Origin of the sequence: Shewanella sp. MBTL60-112-B2, from assembly GCF_019655055.1 — a bacterium.
In the GTDB taxonomy this organism is placed as follows: domain Bacteria; phylum Pseudomonadota; class Gammaproteobacteria; order Enterobacterales; family Shewanellaceae; genus Shewanella.
This window is the reverse complement of the sequence record NZ_BPFA01000002.1, coordinates 214,266-236,548: the sequence shown is the minus strand read 5'-3', so window position 1 is coordinate 236,548 and position 22,283 is coordinate 214,266. Positions and strand designations below refer to the sequence as shown.

Annotated in this window: 19 protein-coding genes; 7 read left to right on the top strand and 12 right to left on the bottom strand. The window is 45.7% G+C overall.

Annotated features, from left to right (window positions below; translation table 11 throughout):
- Positions 1 to 172 precede the first annotated feature (172 nt).
- Positions 173 to 1,456 carry a lipopolysaccharide biosynthesis protein gene (locus tag K5Q73_RS02320; protein ID WP_220758787.1) on the top strand — a complete coding sequence of 428 codons (1,284 nt, stop codon included), beginning with the start codon at positions 173 to 175 and terminating at the stop codon, positions 1,454 to 1,456.
- Positions 1,457 to 1,621: 165 nt separating this feature from the next.
- On the opposite strand, the gene K5Q73_RS02315 is transcribed toward K5Q73_RS02320, so the two are convergent.
- Complete coding sequence (locus K5Q73_RS02315) at positions 1,622 to 2,161, bottom strand: hypothetical protein (protein WP_220758788.1); 540 nt, start codon at positions 2,159 to 2,161, stop codon at positions 1,622 to 1,624.
- A 10-nt stretch (positions 2,162 to 2,171) separates the two neighbouring features.
- Positions 2,172 to 2,993, bottom strand: a complete 822-nt coding sequence (locus K5Q73_RS02310; RefSeq protein ID WP_220758789.1) for a cytochrome c3 family protein — start codon at positions 2,991 to 2,993, stop codon at positions 2,172 to 2,174.
- 452 nt (positions 2,994 to 3,445) lie between these two features.
- Between K5Q73_RS02310 and K5Q73_RS02305 the strand changes: the two genes are divergently transcribed.
- The 4 genes from K5Q73_RS02305 to K5Q73_RS02290 all read left to right on the top strand — a co-directional run bounded on the left by K5Q73_RS02305 (position 3,446) and on the right by K5Q73_RS02290 (position 7,419).
- On the top strand, positions 3,446 to 4,198 hold the full coding sequence (locus K5Q73_RS02305; RefSeq protein WP_220758790.1) for a helix-turn-helix domain-containing protein: 753 nt from the start codon (positions 3,446 to 3,448) through the stop codon (positions 4,196 to 4,198).
- Between the two features lie 56 nt (positions 4,199 to 4,254).
- Entirely contained in the window at positions 4,255 to 4,773 is a 519-nt protein-coding gene (locus K5Q73_RS02300; protein WP_220758791.1) for a hypothetical protein, read from the top strand.
- A 151-nt stretch (positions 4,774 to 4,924) separates the two neighbouring features.
- Positions 4,925 to 6,313: a DUF4397 domain-containing protein gene (locus K5Q73_RS02295; protein WP_220758792.1), complete on the top strand. Its 1,389-nt coding sequence runs from the start codon at positions 4,925 to 4,927 to the stop codon at positions 6,311 to 6,313.
- 449 nt (positions 6,314 to 6,762) lie between these two features.
- Complete coding sequence (locus tag K5Q73_RS02290) at positions 6,763 to 7,419, top strand: thiol:disulfide interchange protein DsbA/DsbL (protein ID WP_220758793.1); 657 nt, start codon at positions 6,763 to 6,765, stop codon at positions 7,417 to 7,419.
- A gap of 34 nt (positions 7,420 to 7,453) precedes the next feature.
- Here K5Q73_RS02290 and K5Q73_RS02285 read toward each other — a convergent pair whose 3' ends face one another.
- The 7 genes from K5Q73_RS02285 to K5Q73_RS02255 form a co-directional block, all read right to left on the bottom strand.
- Positions 7,454 to 8,500, bottom strand: coding sequence for a glycosyltransferase family 4 protein (locus K5Q73_RS02285; protein WP_220758794.1), 1,047 nt, complete (start codon positions 8,498 to 8,500; stop codon positions 7,454 to 7,456).
- A 443-nt stretch (positions 8,501 to 8,943) separates the two neighbouring features.
- A complete protein-coding gene (locus tag K5Q73_RS02280; protein ID WP_220758795.1) occupies positions 8,944 to 9,921 on the bottom strand; it encodes a transposase in 978 nt (325 codons plus the stop codon).
- 199 nt (positions 9,922 to 10,120) lie between these two features.
- Entirely contained in the window at positions 10,121 to 10,651 is a 531-nt protein-coding gene (locus K5Q73_RS02275) for a cytochrome b/b6 domain-containing protein (protein ID WP_220758796.1), read from the bottom strand.
- 14 nt (positions 10,652 to 10,665) lie between these two features.
- On the bottom strand, positions 10,666 to 11,199 hold the full coding sequence (gene hemG, locus K5Q73_RS02270; RefSeq protein ID WP_220758797.1) for a menaquinone-dependent protoporphyrinogen IX dehydrogenase: 534 nt from the start codon (positions 11,197 to 11,199) through the stop codon (positions 10,666 to 10,668).
- A 218-nt stretch (positions 11,200 to 11,417) separates the two neighbouring features.
- Complete coding sequence (locus tag K5Q73_RS02265) at positions 11,418 to 13,067, bottom strand: di-heme oxidoredictase family protein (RefSeq protein WP_259650664.1); 1,650 nt, start codon at positions 13,065 to 13,067, stop codon at positions 11,418 to 11,420.
- A 125-nt stretch (positions 13,068 to 13,192) separates the two neighbouring features.
- A complete protein-coding gene (locus K5Q73_RS02260; RefSeq protein ID WP_220758798.1) occupies positions 13,193 to 14,341 on the bottom strand; it encodes an imelysin family protein in 1,149 nt (382 codons plus the stop codon).
- Positions 14,342 to 14,369: 28 nt separating this feature from the next.
- Positions 14,370 to 15,788 (bottom strand): hypothetical protein, encoded by a 1,419-nt coding sequence (locus K5Q73_RS02255; RefSeq protein WP_220758799.1) that lies wholly within the window; start codon positions 15,786 to 15,788, stop codon positions 14,370 to 14,372.
- 344 nt (positions 15,789 to 16,132) lie between these two features.
- Here K5Q73_RS02255 and K5Q73_RS02250 point away from each other — a divergent pair, with 344 nt between their 5' ends.
- A complete protein-coding gene (locus K5Q73_RS02250; protein ID WP_220758800.1) occupies positions 16,133 to 17,323 on the top strand; it encodes an MFS transporter in 1,191 nt (396 codons plus the stop codon).
- 74 nt (positions 17,324 to 17,397) lie between these two features.
- On the top strand, positions 17,398 to 18,258 hold the full coding sequence (locus K5Q73_RS02245; protein WP_220758801.1) for a TIGR03899 family protein: 861 nt from the start codon (positions 17,398 to 17,400) through the stop codon (positions 18,256 to 18,258).
- Positions 18,259 to 18,363: 105 nt separating this feature from the next.
- Here the strand turns inward: K5Q73_RS02245 and cysC are convergent, their stop codons facing one another.
- The 3 genes from cysC to cysN form a co-directional block, all read right to left on the bottom strand.
- Positions 18,364 to 18,981, bottom strand: a complete 618-nt coding sequence (gene cysC / locus K5Q73_RS02240; RefSeq protein WP_220758802.1) for an adenylyl-sulfate kinase — start codon at positions 18,979 to 18,981, stop codon at positions 18,364 to 18,366.
- A gap of 97 nt (positions 18,982 to 19,078) precedes the next feature.
- Positions 19,079 to 20,803 (bottom strand): SLC13 family permease, encoded by a 1,725-nt coding sequence (locus tag K5Q73_RS02235; RefSeq protein WP_220758803.1) that lies wholly within the window; start codon positions 20,801 to 20,803, stop codon positions 19,079 to 19,081.
- A 2-nt stretch (positions 20,804 to 20,805) separates the two neighbouring features.
- Positions 20,806 to 22,245 (bottom strand): sulfate adenylyltransferase subunit CysN, encoded by a 1,440-nt coding sequence (cysN, locus tag K5Q73_RS02230; protein WP_220758804.1) that lies wholly within the window; start codon positions 22,243 to 22,245, stop codon positions 20,806 to 20,808.
- Positions 22,246 to 22,283 lie beyond the last annotated feature (38 nt).

Sequence of the window (22,283 nt, the reverse complement as noted above, 5' to 3'; positions counted from 1 at the left end):
AATACAATGGCGAAGTAAAAACAACGCACATAATAACAATGAAAGGGAAAACAAGCCTAGACATTACAGTTGTAACTTCACAGCTTTTAGTAATAGAACTGACGCATAGACGGTTAATGGTTAGTATTTACCGCCATGGAACATACGGTCTTCTATCGAGTAATGATAAATCATGACAGAGTCTTCTTTCGATCGCGCTAAAAGCGCCTTTATTAATGCTATCTGGGCAACACTCGCCAGTGTCTCTTTAGGTTTGGCGTTTAAGATTTGGTTAGCCCAATGGGTCGAAAAAAGTGACTTAGCCCTCTATCACACTGTCGTCGATATTATTTCTATGTCGCTTATTCTTCTCAGCGGCTTTCGCGCCTCAATGGTAGTGAGTTTTTCACAGACCAAAAACGATAGAGACATCACCAATATCTTCCGCTACTCATTGATTATTATGGTGCTGTTTACCTGGGGACTAGTCCTGCCCTATATCAAGCATCAACTTGATATCGATGTTGAATATATTCAGTTAGTCGGCATTATTCTGGGAATGGGATTTAAAGTTTACTTTACTAACCAGATTGGAATGTATCGCCTATACGACATCGCCAACAAGACTATCTGGATTGAGCCGTTAGTGCAGATATTGCTGTTCCTTGTTTGCTACTACCTACTCGCACAGACCCCTACCGCCTCACTCTTTTTCAGCTTAATGTTGTCGAACTTGGCTGCAGCCGCCTATATGTTTATCAAGCGCAGGAAACTGATTGCCACCACACCTTTAGCCCCAGTTCAACTCAACCCTGATATGAAAAACTTTGTCAAAAAGAGCGTGATGTCATCGCTTGAAGTCGGAGCCAGTATCTTGATGGTTTACATCACTGTGCTACTGACAATTGGCTATTTCACTATCGATGAGCTCGGAGACTTCCAAGTCGTGGTTCGGCCGATGATTGCCTACTTAACCATGTTGTTTGTTTTCCCGGTATATCGCTATATTTTACCTGAACTGGCTCAATGTATTCGCAATAAAGACCATCAACAGATAGCACTAATCCGCCGTTGGTTTATCAAACTTACCTTGGCAATCAGCTCGGTATTACTCGCCGTTTTATTCATGTTTCGCCATGAGCTAGTCGATTTAGTCTTCCCTGAAACCTACGCAAAGGCCGCGCCTATCTTGCTGCACTTTGGCCTATTCTTTGGTTTTATGATGCTCAATGCGTATCAAATCGCCTATATCAAATCCCATGGACTTTTCTTGCAAAGCTTGCTGATCCGTCTACTTGGTGTGGTGACACTGCTTATCATGTTCTACCTACTCAGGCTGTATACCGATAATGTCGTCGCGGTGATCTTAGCCTTAGGTAGCGGTTACTTCAGCATGTTTATTGCTTCAAGCATTATCGAACGACGCTTACTCAGGCAGCACAAACTCAATGAAGTCGATTCAGAGTTGAATCCTTGAGTCGCCACTTCACTATGTCATGAGCCGCTCAACCATGACCCCTTTCAACCATGAATGAGTGGCTAACAAAAAAGAGCCGTAACTCAGAGGATGTTACGGCTTTGAAGGCTTAACTCAATCCACGGGAAACTCCCATGCTGCATAGATTGAGATTAAGCTGGGTGCTTACTCTTCTGCAGCGATTAGCTCCATCTCATTGCTTGCCTGTGCACCGTGGACTTGAATAGCCACTTTATAAAGTGCTACCGCCCCTGCTGCGGCTTTAGAGTCTAAATCTAAATCAATGGCATCGAAAGTGTATTGGCCCTTAGTGGCTGTTTCAGTCAATATGCCAGCACATTCGATATCAGAGCCGGTATCGCATTTGTAACCTTGGGTCACATGCCAACGCTTCCAAGCCTTTGGCTTAGTCGAAGGCGATGCCGGATCAGGATAGCCAAAATAGAAAATATCATAGTCCGTTGCCTTGCTAATGGCTTTATTGTCAGCATCCTTAAGACTAAAAGTTAACGCGCCCGTAGCGGCATCAACGCTATCTAAGCTCATAACGATACTGGTTGCCTCATCGATGTCGATAGCATCTTCAACAGGTGGCGGCACCACTACTGGCGGCTCAGTTACGTCATTGTCACTATCATTATCGCTTCCACAACCAAGCAGGAGTATGGAGCTGGCCAGTAAGGCGCTCAGTAATTTGACCTTCATAGCTTACTCCTTAGTTAAAATGGCCTGTATGACAAGTTGTACACTCCATGTCTGTCTTCACGCTGGCAGCAGGGCCCATGGTTTCAGATACGCCATGGCAAGACTGACAAGCTTGCGCTTCTTCCGAAGGCTTAGCTTCTGGTAGGAGAGAAATATCCTCACCGCCATGCGCTCGGTTAAGTAGCTCAACGATGTGATAAGCCATACTGGCCGATAGACGTTTACAGCGCTCGCCCTTTTCCTTAAATACCTTACCCGAGGCCGCAGACCAGTTACTGATGGACGAGTGACAAAGTGGGCTATTAGCGATAGAAGTACTGCCAACCTCTAAGCTCTTCTCTGCCGTTGAGCCTATGCCCGCAACAAAGTCATCAGATGAAAGCGGTAAATCCTCAGTTTCGTAATAACGGAATGATGCGCCAATCACCGCACTATTTTGCTCATTAATGTCATCTAAGATATTGATCAACATACCCGCCGCGTTGAGGTTACCGCAGATGGTGCCTTGACCAACAATACCCGCCCAACCATAGCCTGCAAGCGCTGTTGGTATAGTGGCAAACTTATCTTTATCGACACTGTCTGATTGCGCTAGCATAGTCACAATCGAGTGAAATACTTGATGCATACAGCCGCCGCCAGTTTCATAGGCGAGCTTAGCTGTGGCCATTGCATCGAGAGGTACATACTTCAGCTTTTCATTCAGCGCTAGCTGATAGTTACCATCTGCATCTGTAGCTGCAAAGGCCGAGGTTCCCACCAAAGCAGCACCCGCTGCAGCAGTGCTTAATCCGATAATCTTAGTTAACGCCTGACGTCTATCAATACTCATAATAATCACCCTGTACCCATCATTATTTTATTTGTCGCATAAGCCTTGAGGCTTATTACGGTTGGTAAACGAGTTCAATTTGGATAACGACTCGATGGGTTAACTGTAAGAACTGGGAGAAATAAAAGTGTGATTTAAAGCAGATGAAGCGGGTGTATAAAAATGCCGACAATCACAGCGAGCTTAAACCAAGCTTATGGCCAATACGCCCGAGAAACCCGACATTTTAATGATCAACATCACATTATTACTGGGCATTTGCGCTAATATTTATGTTTCAGTAGGTTAATTAATTGTATGAATTAGTGTGATCAACATCTCGTTTAGCCACACTGACTCCTGCATAGCACTCAAATTTGCCACGACAGCAGAACTTAAGCATCAGGATCACAGACTTCATTAGTTTAAGTTCATAGACTCATTGAATAGATTGTGCAAATGAGGCGGCGAAGATGCAACTGGGGCATTGCAGATTTGATATTGATAAACAGGAACTGGTCAATACCTTGACCGGTGATGTTTGGCATCTTCCTAGGGCCGAATTCCAAGTCTTATGCCTACTGATTGATTATCAAGGCAAAGTTGTGGCTAAGCCATTATTGAAAAAAGGCGATGGCGAGCAAGCACCACTGAGTGACTCCTCTGTGACTCGCGCAGTATTTACACTGAGATCATTTCTCGGTCCACAATATGAATCGCTTATAGAAACAGTAAAAGGCCAAGGCTACCTACTCCGACATCACCGTTGCCGCAAAGATAAAGACCTAGGCTCAAGTAGAAACAGAGCCACTGTAAAATTATTGGCTGGAGTAATACTGACAGTACTCGTCATCTTCAGTTGTGGCTGGATAGCTTATGATTCCACTCGCCTATCAGCACCTCTCCCAACCCCCTTGCAAACCAACAAGGTTAAGACTATCTCAGGGAATACAGTCAAGGTTATTCTCTATTCTCACTCTAAAACTAACAATGGCTTATTGACTGAGATCGGCCAGACCATGCTACAGAGCTTTAGTCAGTGCAAGCTCACCAGTTGGAAGAATGTCTATTTATCTTTGTCTCACGACAAACAGGTACTCAATGTCACGCTTCGTGGTGAGCAATTTGGCCAGTCAATTATTCGCAACTTAAAAATTAGCGACCTACGTCAACCTAAACAGTTTATTAATCAGCAATGGCTACAGGGTGTCGATATCTGTGACTAGCAAAATGCACTGAGTCACAAAGTTAGATTAATAACAGAGTAAACAAGGAACCGATAATGAGCCGAACATGGCGCTGGACGATTAACATCATAATGCTATTCACTTTGCTGGTTTGTGTTGGAGTTATATATAAACTTACCGCAAAACAGCCAAGCTTTATGCTTAGCTGCAGTTCCGAGCTATTTAATCGACAGCAAGCCTCTCAAGACAGTAAGCACTATCTGTTGGTCGACCTATTTTCTAAAGAGGGCCAGGCGCAGATAAACTATCGCTACTTCGACTTAGAAGGTAACTCAGCTGGTTCAGTGACCATGCAGGGGCAGGTCAATAGTGTCGATCTTGATAACATGCTCTATGACATTTCAGTCAAAACTAAGCAAGAATATCCTCATTCAGACCTCAATCAAGCGCCGGAGCATTATAAATATCTGTCTTATGTCAGTAGCTTAAATCTGAATAAAAAAGGCATGCATAACTTGAGCGTTCAAGTATTAGAGCGAGATGACAATAAAGATTTTGCCGTGGTTTTGTTTCAACCTAGCAATACGGTTTGTGGTTGCCGCCTAGTTAACTAAATCAAAGCAATATCAAAGTAATATCAAAGTTCGGCCCCACCTTGATACAGAGATAAGCCCAAGCATCTTATAAAAAAAAGATTCATTTTTTGATCTGATGAAATTTCGGCTGCGTAGTGATTGTCGAAACCAAACATCAAGGAATACGGAAATGAAACTTTCAACACCCTTCTGCCGTTCAATCTCCATTGTTACCCTGTCTGTTTTGGGTTTAGCAGCGTGTAGTAGTGACGATGACGATAACACCATCACTATCCCCCCTCTGGTTGAAATCTCTGAATCAGAAATTAGGGTAATACACGCGGGGAGTGATGCGCCTCTTGTTGATGTCCTCGCCAATGGCAGTAGTTTTGTCGATGATGTGAATTATGCAATGTCGAGTGGATTAACCACTGTACCGAGCGGCAACTACGCAGTTGCTGTTGATGCCCAGCTACCAGATGGCACCACGACCACAGTGCTGACTGCTGACTTAGACGCTGAAGCAGATTTCGAATACACAGCGGTGGCTCTAGGTAACGTGGCTGACGACTCGCTAATGCTAAAACTTATCGCCAACCCAGAGCAAGACATTGCAGCCAATTACGCACGCGTACAGGTATTACATGCTAGCCCAGCCGTTGGATTAGTTGATATCTATGTGACAGAGCCAGGCGCAGATATCAGCATGATGGAGCCTACATTGTCAGCCAATTACATGGATGCCAGCCCTCAGCTTGAGATCCCCGCTGCAGATTACCAAATTCGCATTACCGCCGCCGGTGACAAAACTGCGGTATATGACTCAGGAACCGTACCGTTAGCTGACGAAGAAGATTACTTTATCTCGGCTATCCCCAATACAGGCTCAGGCATGTCTCCAGTCGCCTTACTCGTTGCTCTACCAGAGGGACAGTTACTACTTAATGATACATCTAGCGGAAGCGATATTCGAGTCGTGCATGCTGTAGCCGATGCGCCAGCCGTGGATGTATTTTTAGATGGCAGCACAACAGCCGCAGTAACCAATCTGATGTTTAAAGGGATTGCAGGTTACATCAATATTCCAGAAGGCGAGCACACTGCAACCGTTGCAGCCAGTGCCGACAACAATATAGTTGTCATCGACAAAGCTCCGTTCGAGTTAGAGCTTGGTGATAGCTACTCTATTTTAGCTGTTGGCTCTTTAGCTGATAACGACATTGAGCCTTGGGTTATTATGGAAAATACCCGCAAAGTAGCAACCGAGGCCAAGCTAACAGTCTCTCACGCGGCATATTCTGCACCAAATGTAGATGTATATTTAACAGCAACCGATGATATTGCCAACGCAACACCAGCGTTAACAGATGTTCCCTTTAAAGCTTCTTCTGGTAGCTTAAGTGTTCCAGCTGATGATTACATTGTAAGTGTAACTGTGACCGGCACTAAAACCGTTGCAATTGGCCCACTACCAATCAGTTTAGAAAATGGTGGAATTTACGGTGTAGCCGCTGTAGACAGTACTACCAGCGGCGCTTTTGATGTGATTTTATTAGATGACTTTGTCGCTATGAAATAAATCCACTAGCCTTCCTAACTAGTATTGCGACCGAAACCTTGTTTCGGTCGCATTTTTGTTTGTTGTTTGGTTTCAAAGCAGCATATACAGCGAACAACAATCTGGCGAGGCAATGCCCGCCCCCTGCCAAGGCAAGACTTTGTCCAATATTAAGCAAGCAACAACCACAAAATAGACATATTGAATAAGTTCCCGTAAAAGCGGTTTTTCAAACAAAATTTGATTGATATTGTGAAGCTTGGCAAAATTTAAAATGAAATCTTCAGCTTCCGCTTAAAATCACCATATTGGTCACACTCTAGGGCATGTATTAGCCGGAAAATTCAGTCATAATTAAGCATCTGGTTTTATTCTTAACAACATTATAATTTGCTGTAACGGATGAATAATATTTGTATTATTCGTTATCGCTCGACTACTTATACAGACGTCACCTAGAGGACACTAGTTTGATTAAACATATTGCTTTAGCGTTAACACTTGCCGTTGCTCCATTGAGCAGCTTTGCCGCACAATTTGTTGAAGGTAAGCACTTCACTGTTGTTTCAGATAAAGCACCAAGCAGTGAGCCAAAACTAACTGAATTCTACTCGTTCTACTGTGGTAACTGCTTCAACATGGAAAAAATGTACCTAGCTGACATCAAAGCGAACCTAAACAAAAAGGTCACTTTTGATAGCAAGCACGTAGATTTTGCTAACACTGAAATCAATACTGAAGTGATGCGCTCTCTAGCTGTTATCCAAACTCTAGATAATCAAAAGCCACTCACTGACGCTATGTTTAAAGTGATTCAGGGCGACAATGGTGAGAAGCACGATCACAGCGCACCAGGCCACAAGCATGATGAGCCACTAAAAAGCCGTGATGATATCAAAGCTGTATTTGCTAAGTTTGGTGTAACTGCTGAGCAATATGACGCTGCAGCTGACAGCAAAGAAACTGATGCTAAGCTTGCGCTATGGCGTACACAGCAACGTGAATTTAAAGTACAAAGCGTACCTTCGTTCATCGTTAACGACAAATACCAAATCAACATGGGTTCAATCCGTACACTAGGCGAACTAATCGACCTAATGAACTACTTAGCTCTAGAGCATAAGTAACCTCAACCCATTTGAGAAACTAAAAAGGCGCTAATTAGCGCCTTTTTTTGATCTGCTGATTCTGCCTGCTAGACAGCGCCTCACATAATACTCGCTGCCAGTTATTCAGCATTTTCTGCCAGGCCTGTTCACTCAATTCTCGCTGCTCTTGATTAACCTGCAACGGCTCAGCATTTAAAACTTGGGTAATAGCCCTTTCTATCCCTTCAACAGATAACTCATTGATTAACTGATAGCCGCTACCATTTTGGTTGAGCCATTGAACTTGCTCCCCCAACCCATCAACACCCGTTAAGATCACTGGCTTACCAGCGGCAATCGCTTCTAAGCAAGCCAAGCCAAATGGCTCCCAACGAGAAGGAATAACCACCACATCGCCAGAGTCTAAAAATTGCGGCACATCTTGCACCTCACCGATTAAACGAACCTGGGGTAAAGATGCCGCGAGTTCAGACAAAGGTTGTCGCAGCTCGCCCTCTCCAGCCAAGGTCAAGCTGACCCTGTCAGCCGGTAACTTTGCCATTGCCTTTATCAACAGATCGAAGCCCTTTTGCCGACTTAATCGCCCATACGCAAGCAGCTTAAGCGGTGAAGAGCATGCTCTACGGGGCCTTTCTGGCAAGGCTCTAAACTGGCTCAACTCTTTTGCCTGACCTAGGCATACTCTTTTATCTACTCTGAGAATCTTAAGCTCATCTAGCCAGCAAACTTGTGCTTGCGACACCAACAATACTTTGTCCATCAGGCTGTAACCTAGCTTAAGCATGCTATAGAAACGTCTAGAATGCGATACGCACTGAGCCACGAACTCACGGCTATAATGATGTTCTTGGTAGAGAATAGGCGTGCCCAAATTTGCCAGTTTTAGCGCGAACAAAGCGGGAAGTTTGCGCCAACTCAATGCCGCATGGACCACTATAATATCGGCGGCGTAGCGCCTAAAGGAGGGCAAAGAGAAATGTCTATTAATTAACTTAAACTCAAACTCTTGATTCAACTTTGAGGCTGCCAGACTCTCTAGCGCCAAATTGACGCCACCAAGCTTGTTATCATCGATAAGGTGAATAACGGTTGGCTTCAAAGCGAATCCTTAGTTAGTTCCTTTAACTTCATACTCGTTAAGTTAAAGAAAAACCTACCCATTTGAAAGCATTGTTTTACCCAGAGTTCCAATCTGATTTAGCAAATCAACATAAGCCAATACTGACTCGCTATATCTTTATGCTAAGAGAGCTAAAATATAGTGCCACCCATTATAAATTAGCAAGATAATGCTACTTTCACCAATAGCCTTCAAGAATTAAAATATAGTGCCACCCATTATAAATTAGCAAGATAATGCTACTTTCACCAATAGCCTTCAAGAGGTAGAGTAAATTGTCGGCTCACATCTTTTGTTGGGTGCTAAAGGCGACAAAAAATACGAATTGGTAAAGTTTGAAGTGTAAAATGGTGGGGTTTAAACGAAGAGAATTAGCCCATAGAGTGACTCTATAAACTAAATGAACGGATGACTGGCTTGACTTAGCTTGCCTGAAGATACTCGCAGCAGTGCACGAAGTGCCGTCGTCGCTTCTCTAAGTGTTCACAATAGTGAGTTAACTCCTGCAGAGTACCTACAGGCCCATGAAACAGTTTGCCAAACTCTGAGGTGGTTTTTATCCAGTTAGCACTTGGAATATTGAGCCTACTCAGTATCTTTTCTGCATGAGCAGAAATCCCCCCTCGTTTGTCATCACGAATGATTCGACCCGTTTCATCAACAAGTGTTAAGTAATCTTGAAGCGAAAAGTTAATCCCTTTTGATTGCTGTTTTTTCTCGTTACCAATAAAGGGCAACAGTTTAGCGGGCTGCTTACCCTTTAATGCAGCTTTAACTCGTAATTGTAAGCTGGTGTAGTCTGACTTTTCTGGCGTCTTAGCCATCTTGGCGCGGATAGGGTTTAGCTCAACATAGGCCATACAGGCAAGTACTGCTGCTTCATCGAGTAACGCTTGTGACTTAAAGCGTCCTTCCCAAAAATGTCCTGTGCAGTTGTCTTCAAAATTGGCTTGCCTTGCAATCGGTTCATTTAAACACCTCATAAACCAACTGATATCACTTAGGCGTGACCGGTAAGTCGCAATGAGGTGTTTTAGTGACACAACCTTGCACTCATCAATCACATTACCTTTGGTAAATTTTTGTGTTAATTCAGTACCATTAAACAGCTTATGCCACTGCTCAACGACTTCTCTATCTGACCAAGCGTTAACTGTCTCGAGGTCAATATAAAGTACCAGATGAAGATGATTACTCATCACTGCATAGGCGGCAACGTCAATCGCAAATACCTGTGTTAATTTCAATATCTGCGCTTCAACCCAGCCACGGCGGTGGTCGTAATTCCTTCCTGTATATTTGTCATCTCCGCACAGATAAGCACGGCGAACCACACGGCTACAGCAATGGTAATAAGGCGTATCTTCCAAACTAATGAGCGTACTTCTGGCGCGGGGCATAACAACCTCCTACTTCAGCATTCACTAAATATTAGTAGGAGGACGCAAATCCTGCCATTTAAGCTGGGTGTCAGTGATTGAAGGGGGGCAAAAGATGGGTTATTTAGAATGAGCACTCCTATAGCACCAATTCAATAAATGTAATCAGCCTGCATTCGAAGGCTAACCAAATTTGTATTCAAACAGGCTTGAGGCTTGATTAGTTTCTAATAAAATCCAATAGATGCAAACAGGCAAACACGGCATGTAATACGATAAAGCCGATAAAACCTTGTGCTAGTTGAATATGGTAGCCTCGCCACATCAGCGCGTCGGTGCTCCCTTGAGTCGCAAACCAGGCGATACCTGTAAGGCCAACGCCTAAGAACAGCAACATGCCAATGCCCTCGACCACGCTAAACAGGCCGCGGCCACCAGCAATTGGGATCTTGCCTTTAAAGAGTCCTAGAATGTCACTCTTAAGCTGAGAGAGGTCAGCAATCAACCAAGGAAAATACTGACGCCATTTGCCCTTAAGGCAGGTCGTGATGAGAAAGGTAATTGATAAAAAAGCACCTATTAACCCTAGATAAACATGGCTCTGATCCCAAAAAGAGGCATGGGTGCGTAACTGGCGCCCAATCAATATCGAGCCGCTGGTAAAAATAAGATAGGCGCTGATAACAATGATAAGCACATGCTGCAAATCGATATACTTTCTCGCTAAGCGTTTAAACATAGACTGCGCCATATCTCTTCCTCTGCTTAAGCCGTGACCACCAATTGATGAATAGAGTCGATGTAAGCATCAACCTTATTCCAGTCGGTATATTCAATATTTGTATCAGCAGCTGTTGGACCTTTAGTGATCCACATAATAAAACGAATAATGTTTCTATCCATCGCGCCATAACTAGGGTAATTCAGGTTGCCACCAAACACTTCGGCAATATCAGGCACCCAAGGCGACTTTTCAAAAAAGGCGCGCATATAGGGGTTAGTCTCTGCGGTATTCTTTAATGGTTTACGCGCAACTAAGCTAACCGAGAAAAAGCTACTTGGTTTTTGCTCTAACTCTGCCTGATGCGCCTCAATAAAGTCATAAACGGCAGGGTTATGCTTACCGTGGCGGATACTCGCCCCGATAATGATTTTGTCAAACTCACCTAAGTCGACTTTATCTGCAATATTCACTGCGGTAACACAGTTACCAACCGCTTTTAGTTTATCTTCTAAATAAGCACAAATTTTGCGCGTCTGGCCATGTACGCTAGAGTAAACGATAAGAATTTTGCTCACCAGACATCCCCCTGAGGATCAAAATGAAATGAATGAAATCAATCAATAAATCATAGGGTATTTAACGAGAAGATTACATGAAACAGATCACGAGGTGCGCTGCTAGAAAGCCAATTTGCTTTACCTACCTCACAAAACAAACACAGAGACTCCCATCTTAAGGAAATCTCTGTGTTTTTTACCGTATGGCCAACGTGGTTGAATAAATAGCTATTTCGTTATAGGGACATCAAGAAATCAATAACTTGCGTACGCTCATCCGCCGTTAATGCCATAAAATCTTGCTGACTTTTTTGCGCCTCGCCACCGTGCCATAAGATAGCCTCTTCCAAGGTCGCAGCGCGGCCATCGTGCAAGAAACCCGCTTGCGGATTAACAGTTTGTGTCAGGCCAATCCCCCACAATGGACGCGTGCGCCACTCGTTACCATCAGCTAAAAAATCCGGGCGACCGTCGGCCAACTCATCACCCATATCGTGCAGCAACATATCGGTAAATGGATAGATGGTTTGACTCTTATGGCCCTCGCTCATTTGCATACCACCGATAGTACCCGACGCCTGAGTGACAAAGCTTGGCGTATGGCAACCGGTGCAGTTTAACTGCTTGAACAACCTTGCCCCCTCTCGAACATCAAGATCATCGACATTACGCCTAGCTGGGACGGCTAAGGTTTCGGCGTAAAACACCACTGAATCACTAAACTCGGCGCTAGCTTCTGGCTCTCCATCAACGCCTGCTCCGGTATCGACAAAGCCTGTGCGCGCTAAATAGGAGTCATGTAGCGCAGTGCCTGCAATACTCTCATCCGGAAATAATGGGTTAGTGATCCCCATGTCACCGCGCAGCGCCCCTAGCGACTGCACTCGCACACTAGGAGTATTCGCCTTCCAACCGAAGCGGCCTAGCGATACTGGATGAGTGTCACCCGCTTTAGCTTTAATCGCATCGAAGACATAGTTAGCTCGCCCTGATATACCGTCGTTATCGCTATCTAAAGCATCGACATTCGCTAGAATATCCGCCTCCGAGATAGCCTCTAGCAAGCCTAAACCAAACACAGGCATACCGTTTCGCCACCCCATGAGCACGTCATCTTGCAGTAAGTTAGAGGTTAGGTTAGCGCTCGCCATACTCTCTCCTGGCGCATCGTATGGATTTTCCACATTAAACAGCGGTTTTTTCAGTGTCACACTCGTGCCATCACTATAGGTGACCTGCTTAGTTTCATATGACAGATAGACATCGGCCTGACCAATAAACTGATTCTGCTGCCAATCATCGCGGGCTTGCAGCACACCACGGTGAAACAATTGCCCACCAAAATCTGCCACAGGAATAGGGGCGCAATAATCGTTAGCCGCCGTGCCCGCGATACAAGGCTCATTTGGGGCCTGGCTAATTCTTAAAAATATGCCCGCATCTGAACCTAGCTTAATTCGTGTTTTACCCGCTGGCAGAATAGGGGTTGAGTTACGGCCATCACGCTGATGGCAGGAGTTACAATCGGCATTATTAAATACCGGCCCAAGACCATCTAGCTCTGGGTGCGCGCTGTTAGGCGCCGTGGTAAAGGCGGTTTCAAAGCTTAAGTCCCCTGCAAGGTGCAGCGCTAACTCATCATCACTTAAATTGGGTGCTGGCGTTGAAAAGCCATGACCAGACTCTGACGCATCGAAGGTAGTGGTATCGCCGCCCGTGGCCTTAATGTCAGTATAAGCAGGGTAAATTTTCTGTTCTGGTTTTGGCGTTTCATCATCACCTGAGCCACCACAAGCACTTAAGCTTACGACGCCTAACAAGACTAAGCCGCTAAGTAATCTTGCTGTAAATTCTGGGCTATTTTCTCTATTTAGTTCAATTGTCATCTGCAGTTCCACACACAGTATTTTAAAATGGCTTACTTCCCCAAGCGTGAATTTACCCACTTAAAAACCAAGGGAATTATCCGAATAAAAAAGGAGGCCTATTGGCCTCCTTAAACTCAGACGGTTTAGATATTCCACTCTTTAAGCAGTGGTAACACATCGGATTCTAAGCTCGCTTGTAACTTAGTGAGTGCATCGACAGCCGTTTGAATACGTACTCGGCCATCAGTATCTGAAATAGCTTGGCGAAAAGGCATATTGTTATCGCCGGCTATCGCATCAATTTTACTGATGGCATCGTCAATCTCAGTCTTTACTCGCGTAGCCAGCTCAGGGTTAGCCGCAGCAACAAAATCGATAATCCCTTGTTTGTCCGCATTGCCCTCTAGCTCACCTAGGTAAACGTTGCGCACGCCTTTGATGTTGTCACTAAAGTCGGTAAGAGAGTTCCAAGAGTACTGAGACTCAACCTTAGATGTATCGGCTTTAGCCAACGACTCACCAAATGGGTCGGCAATCTTACCGTTACCTACCTCATCGACAATGCCAATCATGCCGTTAACCAACTCTTCAACCACACCCACTTCTGAGCTGTAGAAGGTATTGCCATCTGTGCCCGGATTTTTAATGAGTTCAGCGTAAGCCTTGCCTGTTTGGCCGTCGTGACTCACCTGCCACGCATCATCGAGTGTCTTGGTGTAATCGCGAAACACTTCAGCTAGCCCCATCAAATAGTCGCGCTCGTTCACTGTTAGCTCGCTAATGGTCTTAGTGTTGTCGGTAACACCGTCACCAAACAAAAGGTATTCCATGGTGTGGAACCCCTGCACATCATCGTTCCAACCTTTGATGGTTTCGGCATCAAAACCTGTGCTATTGGCCAGCACTGTGGTCAAGTCTGTGGTGTTTAGCGGCCAGCTATCAAGGTGCGGATCGATGCCGAGTGAGTCGACTGGACCAAAGATATGCGACTCTCCTTGCTCCCACGGTTGACGCGCCGCTTTCCATGCTTCTTGTGCTGCCTCTAAATTCGCTTGAGTTGGAGTTGAAACCAGTGTTTGCGTTGCTTGCAGCATCGCCTCCCCACGGACAGCTAAGTTCGAATAGCCCGCCACGATCACATCGTCAGTAAGGTTGGTCACCATCTCAGTAGCCGAAAAGCTAAAGCCTGTTTCAGGTACAACAACTGGGGTATCGTCTGAGCCTGAACCGCCACAAGCTGCTAATGTAGAAATAAGCGCGATGGCTACCACTGATTGAGTAAAATGTTTCATTGAAAACTCCATGTATTAAGTCATTAAATTAAATTGAAAACTGGTAACCAACGCCTAAGGCAAAAAAGTGGGTATCGGGGATGGATGCAACTGCCACTTGCTGTACGCCAGCTTCAGCCTTAATCACAATTTCAGGAATGGGGAAGTAGTTAACACCGGCGCTAATCCAAGTATTTTCATAGCGTTTTGTCGCTGTACCTGTTTCCACCTCTTTCAGTGGGTTTGAGTAATCGATATTGGCAAAAACAGTGATAGGCACGGATGTGAACTGGCCAAGGTCAACCCCAGCTTCAACAAAGAAAGCTTCAGATTTTGACCCCAGTTGGGCGAAGTTACCCGGCTTAAGCCCAGGTGTAGTTTTGTTAGCCTGAGTGATGGCGTCGCTGTCACTCAGCGTGCCGTAAAGATACTGCCCACGTAAGATCCACGGGCCTTCAACAAATGCAGCCGCAATAGATAAGATCTCAACTGTGCCGTCTGCACTTAGCTTATTGGTCTTATGGCGATTACCACTGGTGTTGCCGTAATAATAGGAGGCACCAATTGCCGAGCCTGTTTTAAAACTGCCATAGTCGAGACGCACCACATAGGCGAGATCGTCAGCATTCACGTGCTCAAAACGTTTCTGATGGCCTGACGCTACCCAGTCATAGGTGCGGAAGTATTCAGAGTTTAAGCCGCTAACCACTTGTGCCTGATAATGGAAGTTCTCTACTTCACCAAAAACCCCAATACCGTTCTCGTTCCAAACAGCGGGTAGCATTGCCGCTTCACTCTTATGGCGCTGCACCGTTAGATACTGGCTAGGTTTATGCAGCGTACTGCTTAGTCCAACTGGCAGGTGGATATTACCGAATTTAACTCCAAAGGACTCACTTGGACGGTAGCGGATCTGCGCTTTTTCGATCATCACTTCGCCGCCAGCTTCCACCTCGGCTTCAAACTCGCCAAACTCATCAAAACCGTCATATTCTAACGCGGAGCCAGTACCGCCATGCTCATACTCAATTTCAACTTCCATGTCCCATTGGTCATTAAACTGATAACCAAACTCGGTCACAATGCGCTCAAGATCGAAGCGACTACGGCGCTCAGGAGAGGTGTCCTGCACATTGTCGTAATACTCGTCACTGGTATAAATCACGCTGCCGTAAGACTTAAATGAAAATTTGTCCCAAGCGCTTTGCGTCGACTTGGCGTCGTTAACTGCTTGCTGGTTCTCGGCTTGCTGTAGCTCTGCTTGAGCTTGTTGCTGCTCTTGCTGCAAAAGTTGCTGCAAAGCCAGTTGTTGCAACTGAGTCTTTAACGCTGTGAGCTCAGCCTCTTGTTTGGCTATGGCATCGGCTAACGCCTCTGGGTCGGTCGCTGACATAGCATTGGCACTAAACACGCTGGCGATGGTCATCGCTAACATGTTCAACTTGGCATGCTTGGAAAAGGATTTCATAAACGGCTCTCATTTTGATTCTGTGCAGCCAATAGTTTGATATTGACCGCTCCCCCTAAATTCGCGGATAAAGTAACCTAAATGAGAATGATTTACATTAATCTTTACATTTACCTTACAAAACCTACATTAACGACTTATGCTCAACAAACAATACAAGCCTCTGATAAACGGCTGGTGCTAAGTCAGCGCGACTAAAGCGTCATAAACTTTGCGCAGTACTAATTCTCGCCATACTTGTATCATTATCAAAACTGAACTGGGTATACTGCATCATTATTAAAGCCGCTAGATTCAGCTCGCTGATTTGCAGTGCAGCACCACGATAAAACAGGGATAGTTAGATGAAGAACGACCCACAAAAACTCCTGCTATGGATGACATTTATTATGTCCTTGGTTTTTGCCGTATGGCAGGCACTGCTGAATAACTTTGTTATCGAGCGAGCGCAATTTACTGGCGCTGAGATTGGCATACTGCAGAGTTTACGTGAGGTGCCCGGCTTTCTCGCATTTACCGCCGTGTTTGTATTACTGCTTATACGTGAGCAAGCCTTTGCCCTGCTCTCACTTGCAGTCTTGTGTATCGGCGTGGCCATTACTGGTTTTTTCCCACAAGTGCTAGGGCTATATATCACTACCGTATTGATGTCTGTCGGCTTTCATTACTTTGAAACCGTCAATCAGTCACTCACGCTACAGTGGGTCGATAAAAAAGATGCCCCAGCATTTTTAGGCCGCGCTTTAGCATGGCGCAGTGCTGCAGCACTCGGTGGCTATGCCAGTATCTGGCTTATCATGAGCTGGTTAAAACTCGATTATCGATGGATGTACGCCATTATTGGCAGCCTTGGGTTACTCATGGTGTTCAGTGTGTGGCAATATTTTCCTAACTTTAGCCAAGGTGAAGTGCAACATAAGAAGTTACTGCTAAGAAAACGCTATTGGCTCTACTATATGCTGACCTTTTTCTCCGGCGCGAGACGGCAGATATTTATGGTATTTGCAGGCTTCATGATGGTGGAGAAGTTTGGCTATAGCATCACCCAGATCACCTCGCTATTCCTGATTAACTATGTCGTCAATTTGATGTTTGCCCCCGCTATCGGACGCTTTATCGGTAGAATTGGCGAGCGTAACGCACTGACAATCGAATATATTGGCTTAATTGCAGTATTTATCAGCTATGCGTTAGTGGAGCATGCCGAGTTTGCCGCTGCACTCTATGTTATTGACCACCTGCTATTTGCTATGGCCATTGCGGTTAAGACTTATTTCCAAAAAATTGCCGATCCTAAAGATATTGCCGCGACTATGTCAGTCAGCTTCACTATCAATCATATTGCCGCAGTGATTATCCCAGCCTTGCTCGGACTCTTATGGCTAAGCTCGCCTGAAATGGTATTTTATATCGGCGCAGGCTTTGCGGCTTGCTCACTACTGCTGGCAATTAATGTGCCCCGCCACCCACAGCGAGGCGATGAAGTCGCACACTTTGGCAAAGTAGTGCAAACTAGAGCCGACTCTATAAATTAGCGGATTATCAAAAAGATAGTCATAGAACGCCCTGATAACAACAAGCATAACTTGTTGATGGTGATGATAAGACCATGGTTGAGACAGTAGCAGACACAACTAAACAGACAGTCAAATCGACATTAAAAGACAGCGGTAAGACCTCGGACGTATCAGCCCGTAAGAAGGCCTTGCTGCTTGGGCGTATGTTAGGTTTAGCCAGTGAAGATGACTATCGCGCCAGTAACGCTTCCATTAGTGAGCGCGCCGCCTTTAGGGCGCAGAAGTTGGCGTGTCAGTATCAAGAAAACCTTGAAATCATCTACAAGATCGCCATCAGCCACACCCCGTCCGACGTGACCGGAGTGGACTTAGATCCCGATTGGGCGCACCAGTTTTTTAAGCTGGCCGAGCAAATTCATAATCGTAAAATGCAAGACTTGTGGGGACGGATTTTAGCTAATGAAATTACCTCACCAGGCCACTTTAGCCTGCGCACCTTAAGCACCCTCAAACAATTGACCCATAAAGAGGCGCAGATCTTAGAGAAAGCGCTCGCTATGTCGGTACTGGTCAACAATGAGACGCGCCTAAAGCTGATTATCGGCTGTAAACATGCTGGAGGCTTAGGTCAACTATTCAAGAAACCAACACCGAGCAATATTGGCTTATCGCAGTTTGGCCTGCCCTACTCTAATATTCTGACCTTAGTCGAGGCGGGGATCTTACATCGCAGCGAATTAGAGACCGGCCTGCTTAGCAATAAGACGCCGATAAGTTTCTCCTTGAGTGATTTAAAACTCAAACTCACCCCTAAAAGCGGCCAGCTATTTTTCAGCTATTACCGTTTTACTCCTATCGGCGACGAGCTAGCACAGCTTATTCCCTTCAATACCGATAAAAGCTATATCAAGGCGATGCGAGCCCTGTTTGCCCGTGACTTTAAGATTGAATAACTCATACCTGTAACAATTTGATAGACAGGTTTTATCCTTTAAAACGTCAAAAACCACCTAGAAACAGGTGGTTTTTGTCATTCAAGAGTTCTAGCGGTTGAGAAGCTAAACCACTTTTTTTAGCTTCTCTGAATCAATCACTTGTATCGCTGCGAGGTAATCTAGCAATGCACTCACCTGAGTGGCTAAGTCCCCTTTGCTGGTATCTATGGTCAGCTCTGCGGCTGTAGGGGTTTCGTAGGGCGCCGAGATCCCAGTGAAGTTCTTAATCTCTCCCGCGCGAGCCTTACTGTATAAGCCTTTAGGATCACGGGCTTCACACACTTCAATCGGCGTCGACACATGCACCTCGATAAATTGGCCTTCATCAAATAATGCACGTACGCGCTCACGCTCTTCCCGTGTTGGCGAGATAAAGGCTGACAATACAACAAGGCCGGCATCGACCATAAGCTTGGCGACCTCACCAACGCGGCGCAGGTTCTCATCGCGATCATCCGCGCTAAAGCCAAGATCTTTGCACAGGCCGTGGCGCACGTTATCGCCATCGAGTAGGTAAGTGTGAAAGCCCGCGTCGAATAATGCACGCTCTAATGCGCCTGCGAGGGTGGATTTCCCTGAGCCTGACAGCCCAGTAAACCATAACAAGATTGGGTTTTGACCTTTCTGGTCTGCCCGAGACTGTTTATCAATACTATGCTGGTGCCAAACGATATCAGACATAAAAAACTCCAAAAATATAATCTATACAATAGCCAACTAGATGCGCTCACACCATCCAAGCATTTGTCTATTTAGCTAATCCCTAGATGGAGAAAAACTAAAATGGAAAAAACACGGGTACTAATAACAACACGATTGCCGAGTACAGCAGTGACAACGGCAGTCCAACACGTACAAAATCACTGAATCGATAATTGCCTGCGTTATAGACCATTAAGTTGGTCTGATAACCATAGGGCGAAATAAAGCTAGCACTGGCACCAAATACCACAGCCAAAATAAACGGCCGAGTATCGACGCCGTAATTCAAGGCGATAGCATAGGCGACCGGAAAAGCCAGCGCCGCTGCGGCATTGTTAGTAATGAGCTCTGTTAGGATCAGTGTCATAAAATACACCGCCACAAACGCTGCAAATACCCCGTAGCCATTAATCGCGCCTAATATAAATGTGGCAATATCATCGGCAAGTCCGGTCGATAACATCAGGTTTGCCAGACTTAGCGCGCTACCGACTATCACCACCAGCTCAAAAGGAAATCGCCTTTTAAGCTCTGATAAACTCACCGCTCCTATGGCGATATAGCTCATCAGCAGCAAAATAAGTCCCTTAACTAAAGGTAAGACACCGATGAGGCTGGCAAAAATCGTCACTAAAAAGCCAGCTAACACCCATTTGCTGCGGCGAGGGTCGAGTCTTACACTCAAATCTAAGCCACTCACGGCGGCAAATTCTGATGCCAACTTAGTATTACTGCTAAAGCTATCTCCAGGGGTAATTAGCAACACATCCCCCGCTTGAAGCTCGATGTCTCCCAACCCGCCTTTTAGCGGATGATGACCTCGGCGAATAGCCAATACTGCGCCGTCAAACTTCTCTCTAAAGGTCGAATCTTTTAATGAGCGTCCAACCAGACTAGAACTAGGTGCAAGCACCGCTTCAACTAAGTTCTGCCCCTTTGCCTGCTGCTTACCAAACCACTCGAGCCCGTCAAACTGATGCAGTAATTCAACCGACTCTACCGCGCCACTAAAGCGCAAAACATCTTCGCTTTGCAGCACTAAGTGTGGTGGCACCGGACAGATGCGAATACCGCTGCGCTCAAGTTCAACCAAGTAAAGCTTTTTAAGCGCACGTAAGCGATTATCTTGCACGCTCTTGCCTATCAGCTTGGACTCTTTCGCCACTCTAGCTTCGAGCAAGTAGGGCAAGGATTCTTCTAAACTCTCATCACGTCTATCGGGTAGCAAGTTGGCCAATAGCACCAATAAACCCACGCCAGCAGTGACAATCACTATGCCTATCATAGAGAACTCAAAAAAGCCTAGTGGCACTAAGCCCGCGTTCTCCACAAAGGAGTTGACGATCAAGTTTGTCGAAGTGCCAATCAGGGTTAAGGTGCCCCCTAAAATCGCCGCATAAGACAGTGGTAGTAGCAACTTAGCTGGTGCATGCGCTTGATTGCGACGCACTACAGCAATCAGCGAAGCGACTACGGCGGTGTTATTGGTAAAAGATGACAGCAAGGCGGTGGAAAACCCCAGCTTTGCCATGGTCGATGCCAATGAGCCTCGCCCCACCACTTGACTCAATTTGCCTAGCAGTGATGTTTTCTCTAGCGCTGCCGTCGACATGATAAGCAGCACTAAGGTGACTAAGCTGGCATTAGTAAAACTCGAAAGCGCAGTTTCAAGCTCCACCATGCCCAGCAGGTAGGTGGTTAACGATGCAATAAAAAATAGCGCAGCGGGTGTCCATAGTCCCGCCATTAAGGCGGCGACTAAGGCAAGTAATATGCACGATAACACCCACAACTCAGGCATAGTTAGCCCTCAACCTTACTGATATCGATAGCATTCCAGTGAGGGTACTGCTTACGAATTAGCGCATTAAGCTCAAGCTCAAAATCACTGTATTGTTGCGCTGCTTTCTGCTCTTTGCTGCTCGAAACGGCCATCACAGCGGCAACCGTGGCGTTAGACAGGCGATCGATTAAGATCATGCCGCCAGTATCACGCACTAAGGTGTAAGGATCGATAGCGATAGACTCATTAAGCTCAAGGGTAACGCGCGCCATATCGTTAAGGCCAATATCGCTGCTTTTGTTACGCTCTAAAGTATTAACGTCGACCACATATTCAATTTTTACTACGCTTGCTTGCAGCTTTTTGCCTGCCACTTTTAGATCATATAACTGGCCAACTTGTAGTGGTTTTTCATCCATCCACGCAATATCGGCGCTAATGTGGTTAGCCAATGCAGGCGCATCTTGCACCTGCGATAGTAGATCGCCTCTTGAAATATCAATCTCATCTTCAAGGGTTAAGGTCACCGCTTGGCCGGCAATCGCTTGCGGCAGATCACCATCGAAGGTCACGATGCGTGCAACCTTGCTGCGCTTACCCGATGGTAGTGCCACCAGCTCGTCACCGACGTTAATCACACCCGATGAAAGCGTGCCCGAGAAACCACGAAAATCCAAGTCTGGACGCTGTACATATTGCACAGGGAAACGCACTGGCAGACTGTTAAGTTCACGGCGGGTATCAATCGTTTCAAGTAGCTCTAATAGCGTACCGCCGCTATACCAAGGAGTTTGGCTGCTGTTATCAACCACGTTGTCACCCTTAAGTGCTGACAGCGGTACATAGCGAATATCAATATCGCCTAACTGCTCGGCAAACTGGGCAAATTCAGCGCGAATGTTGTTAAACACTTCTTCGTCAAAGCCAAGTAAATCCATCTTGTTAACGGCAACAACAAAGTGGCGAATACCAAGTTGTGAGGCAATAAACGCATGACGACGTGTTTGAGTTTGTACCCCATAACGAGCATCAACCAAGAGCACAGCTAAGTCACAAGTTGAAGCACCGGTTGCCATGTTACGAGTGTATTGCTCGTGGCCCGGCGTGTCGGCAATAATGAACTTACGCTTGTCACTTGAGAAGTAACGGTAAGCAACATCAATGGTAATGCCTTGCTCGCGCTCCGCTTGCAGACCATCCACCAATAGGGCTAAATCGACTTCTTCACCTGTTGTACCTAGCTTGGCACTGTCACTCTTTAGGCTAGCTAACTGGTCTTCATAAATTTGGGCGCTGTCATGTAGCAGACGGCCAATTAGGGTACTCTTGCCATCATCGACACTGCCACAGGTTAAGAAGCGTAATAGCCCTTTATGCTGCTGTTGTGACAGGTATTCTTTCACACCTAAATCTTCAAGTTCTGCCGCTAATCGGGCGTTATTGTTTACTGCTTGGTTCATAATGATCCCTTAGAATTCTTTAGCCACATCCCTTACGG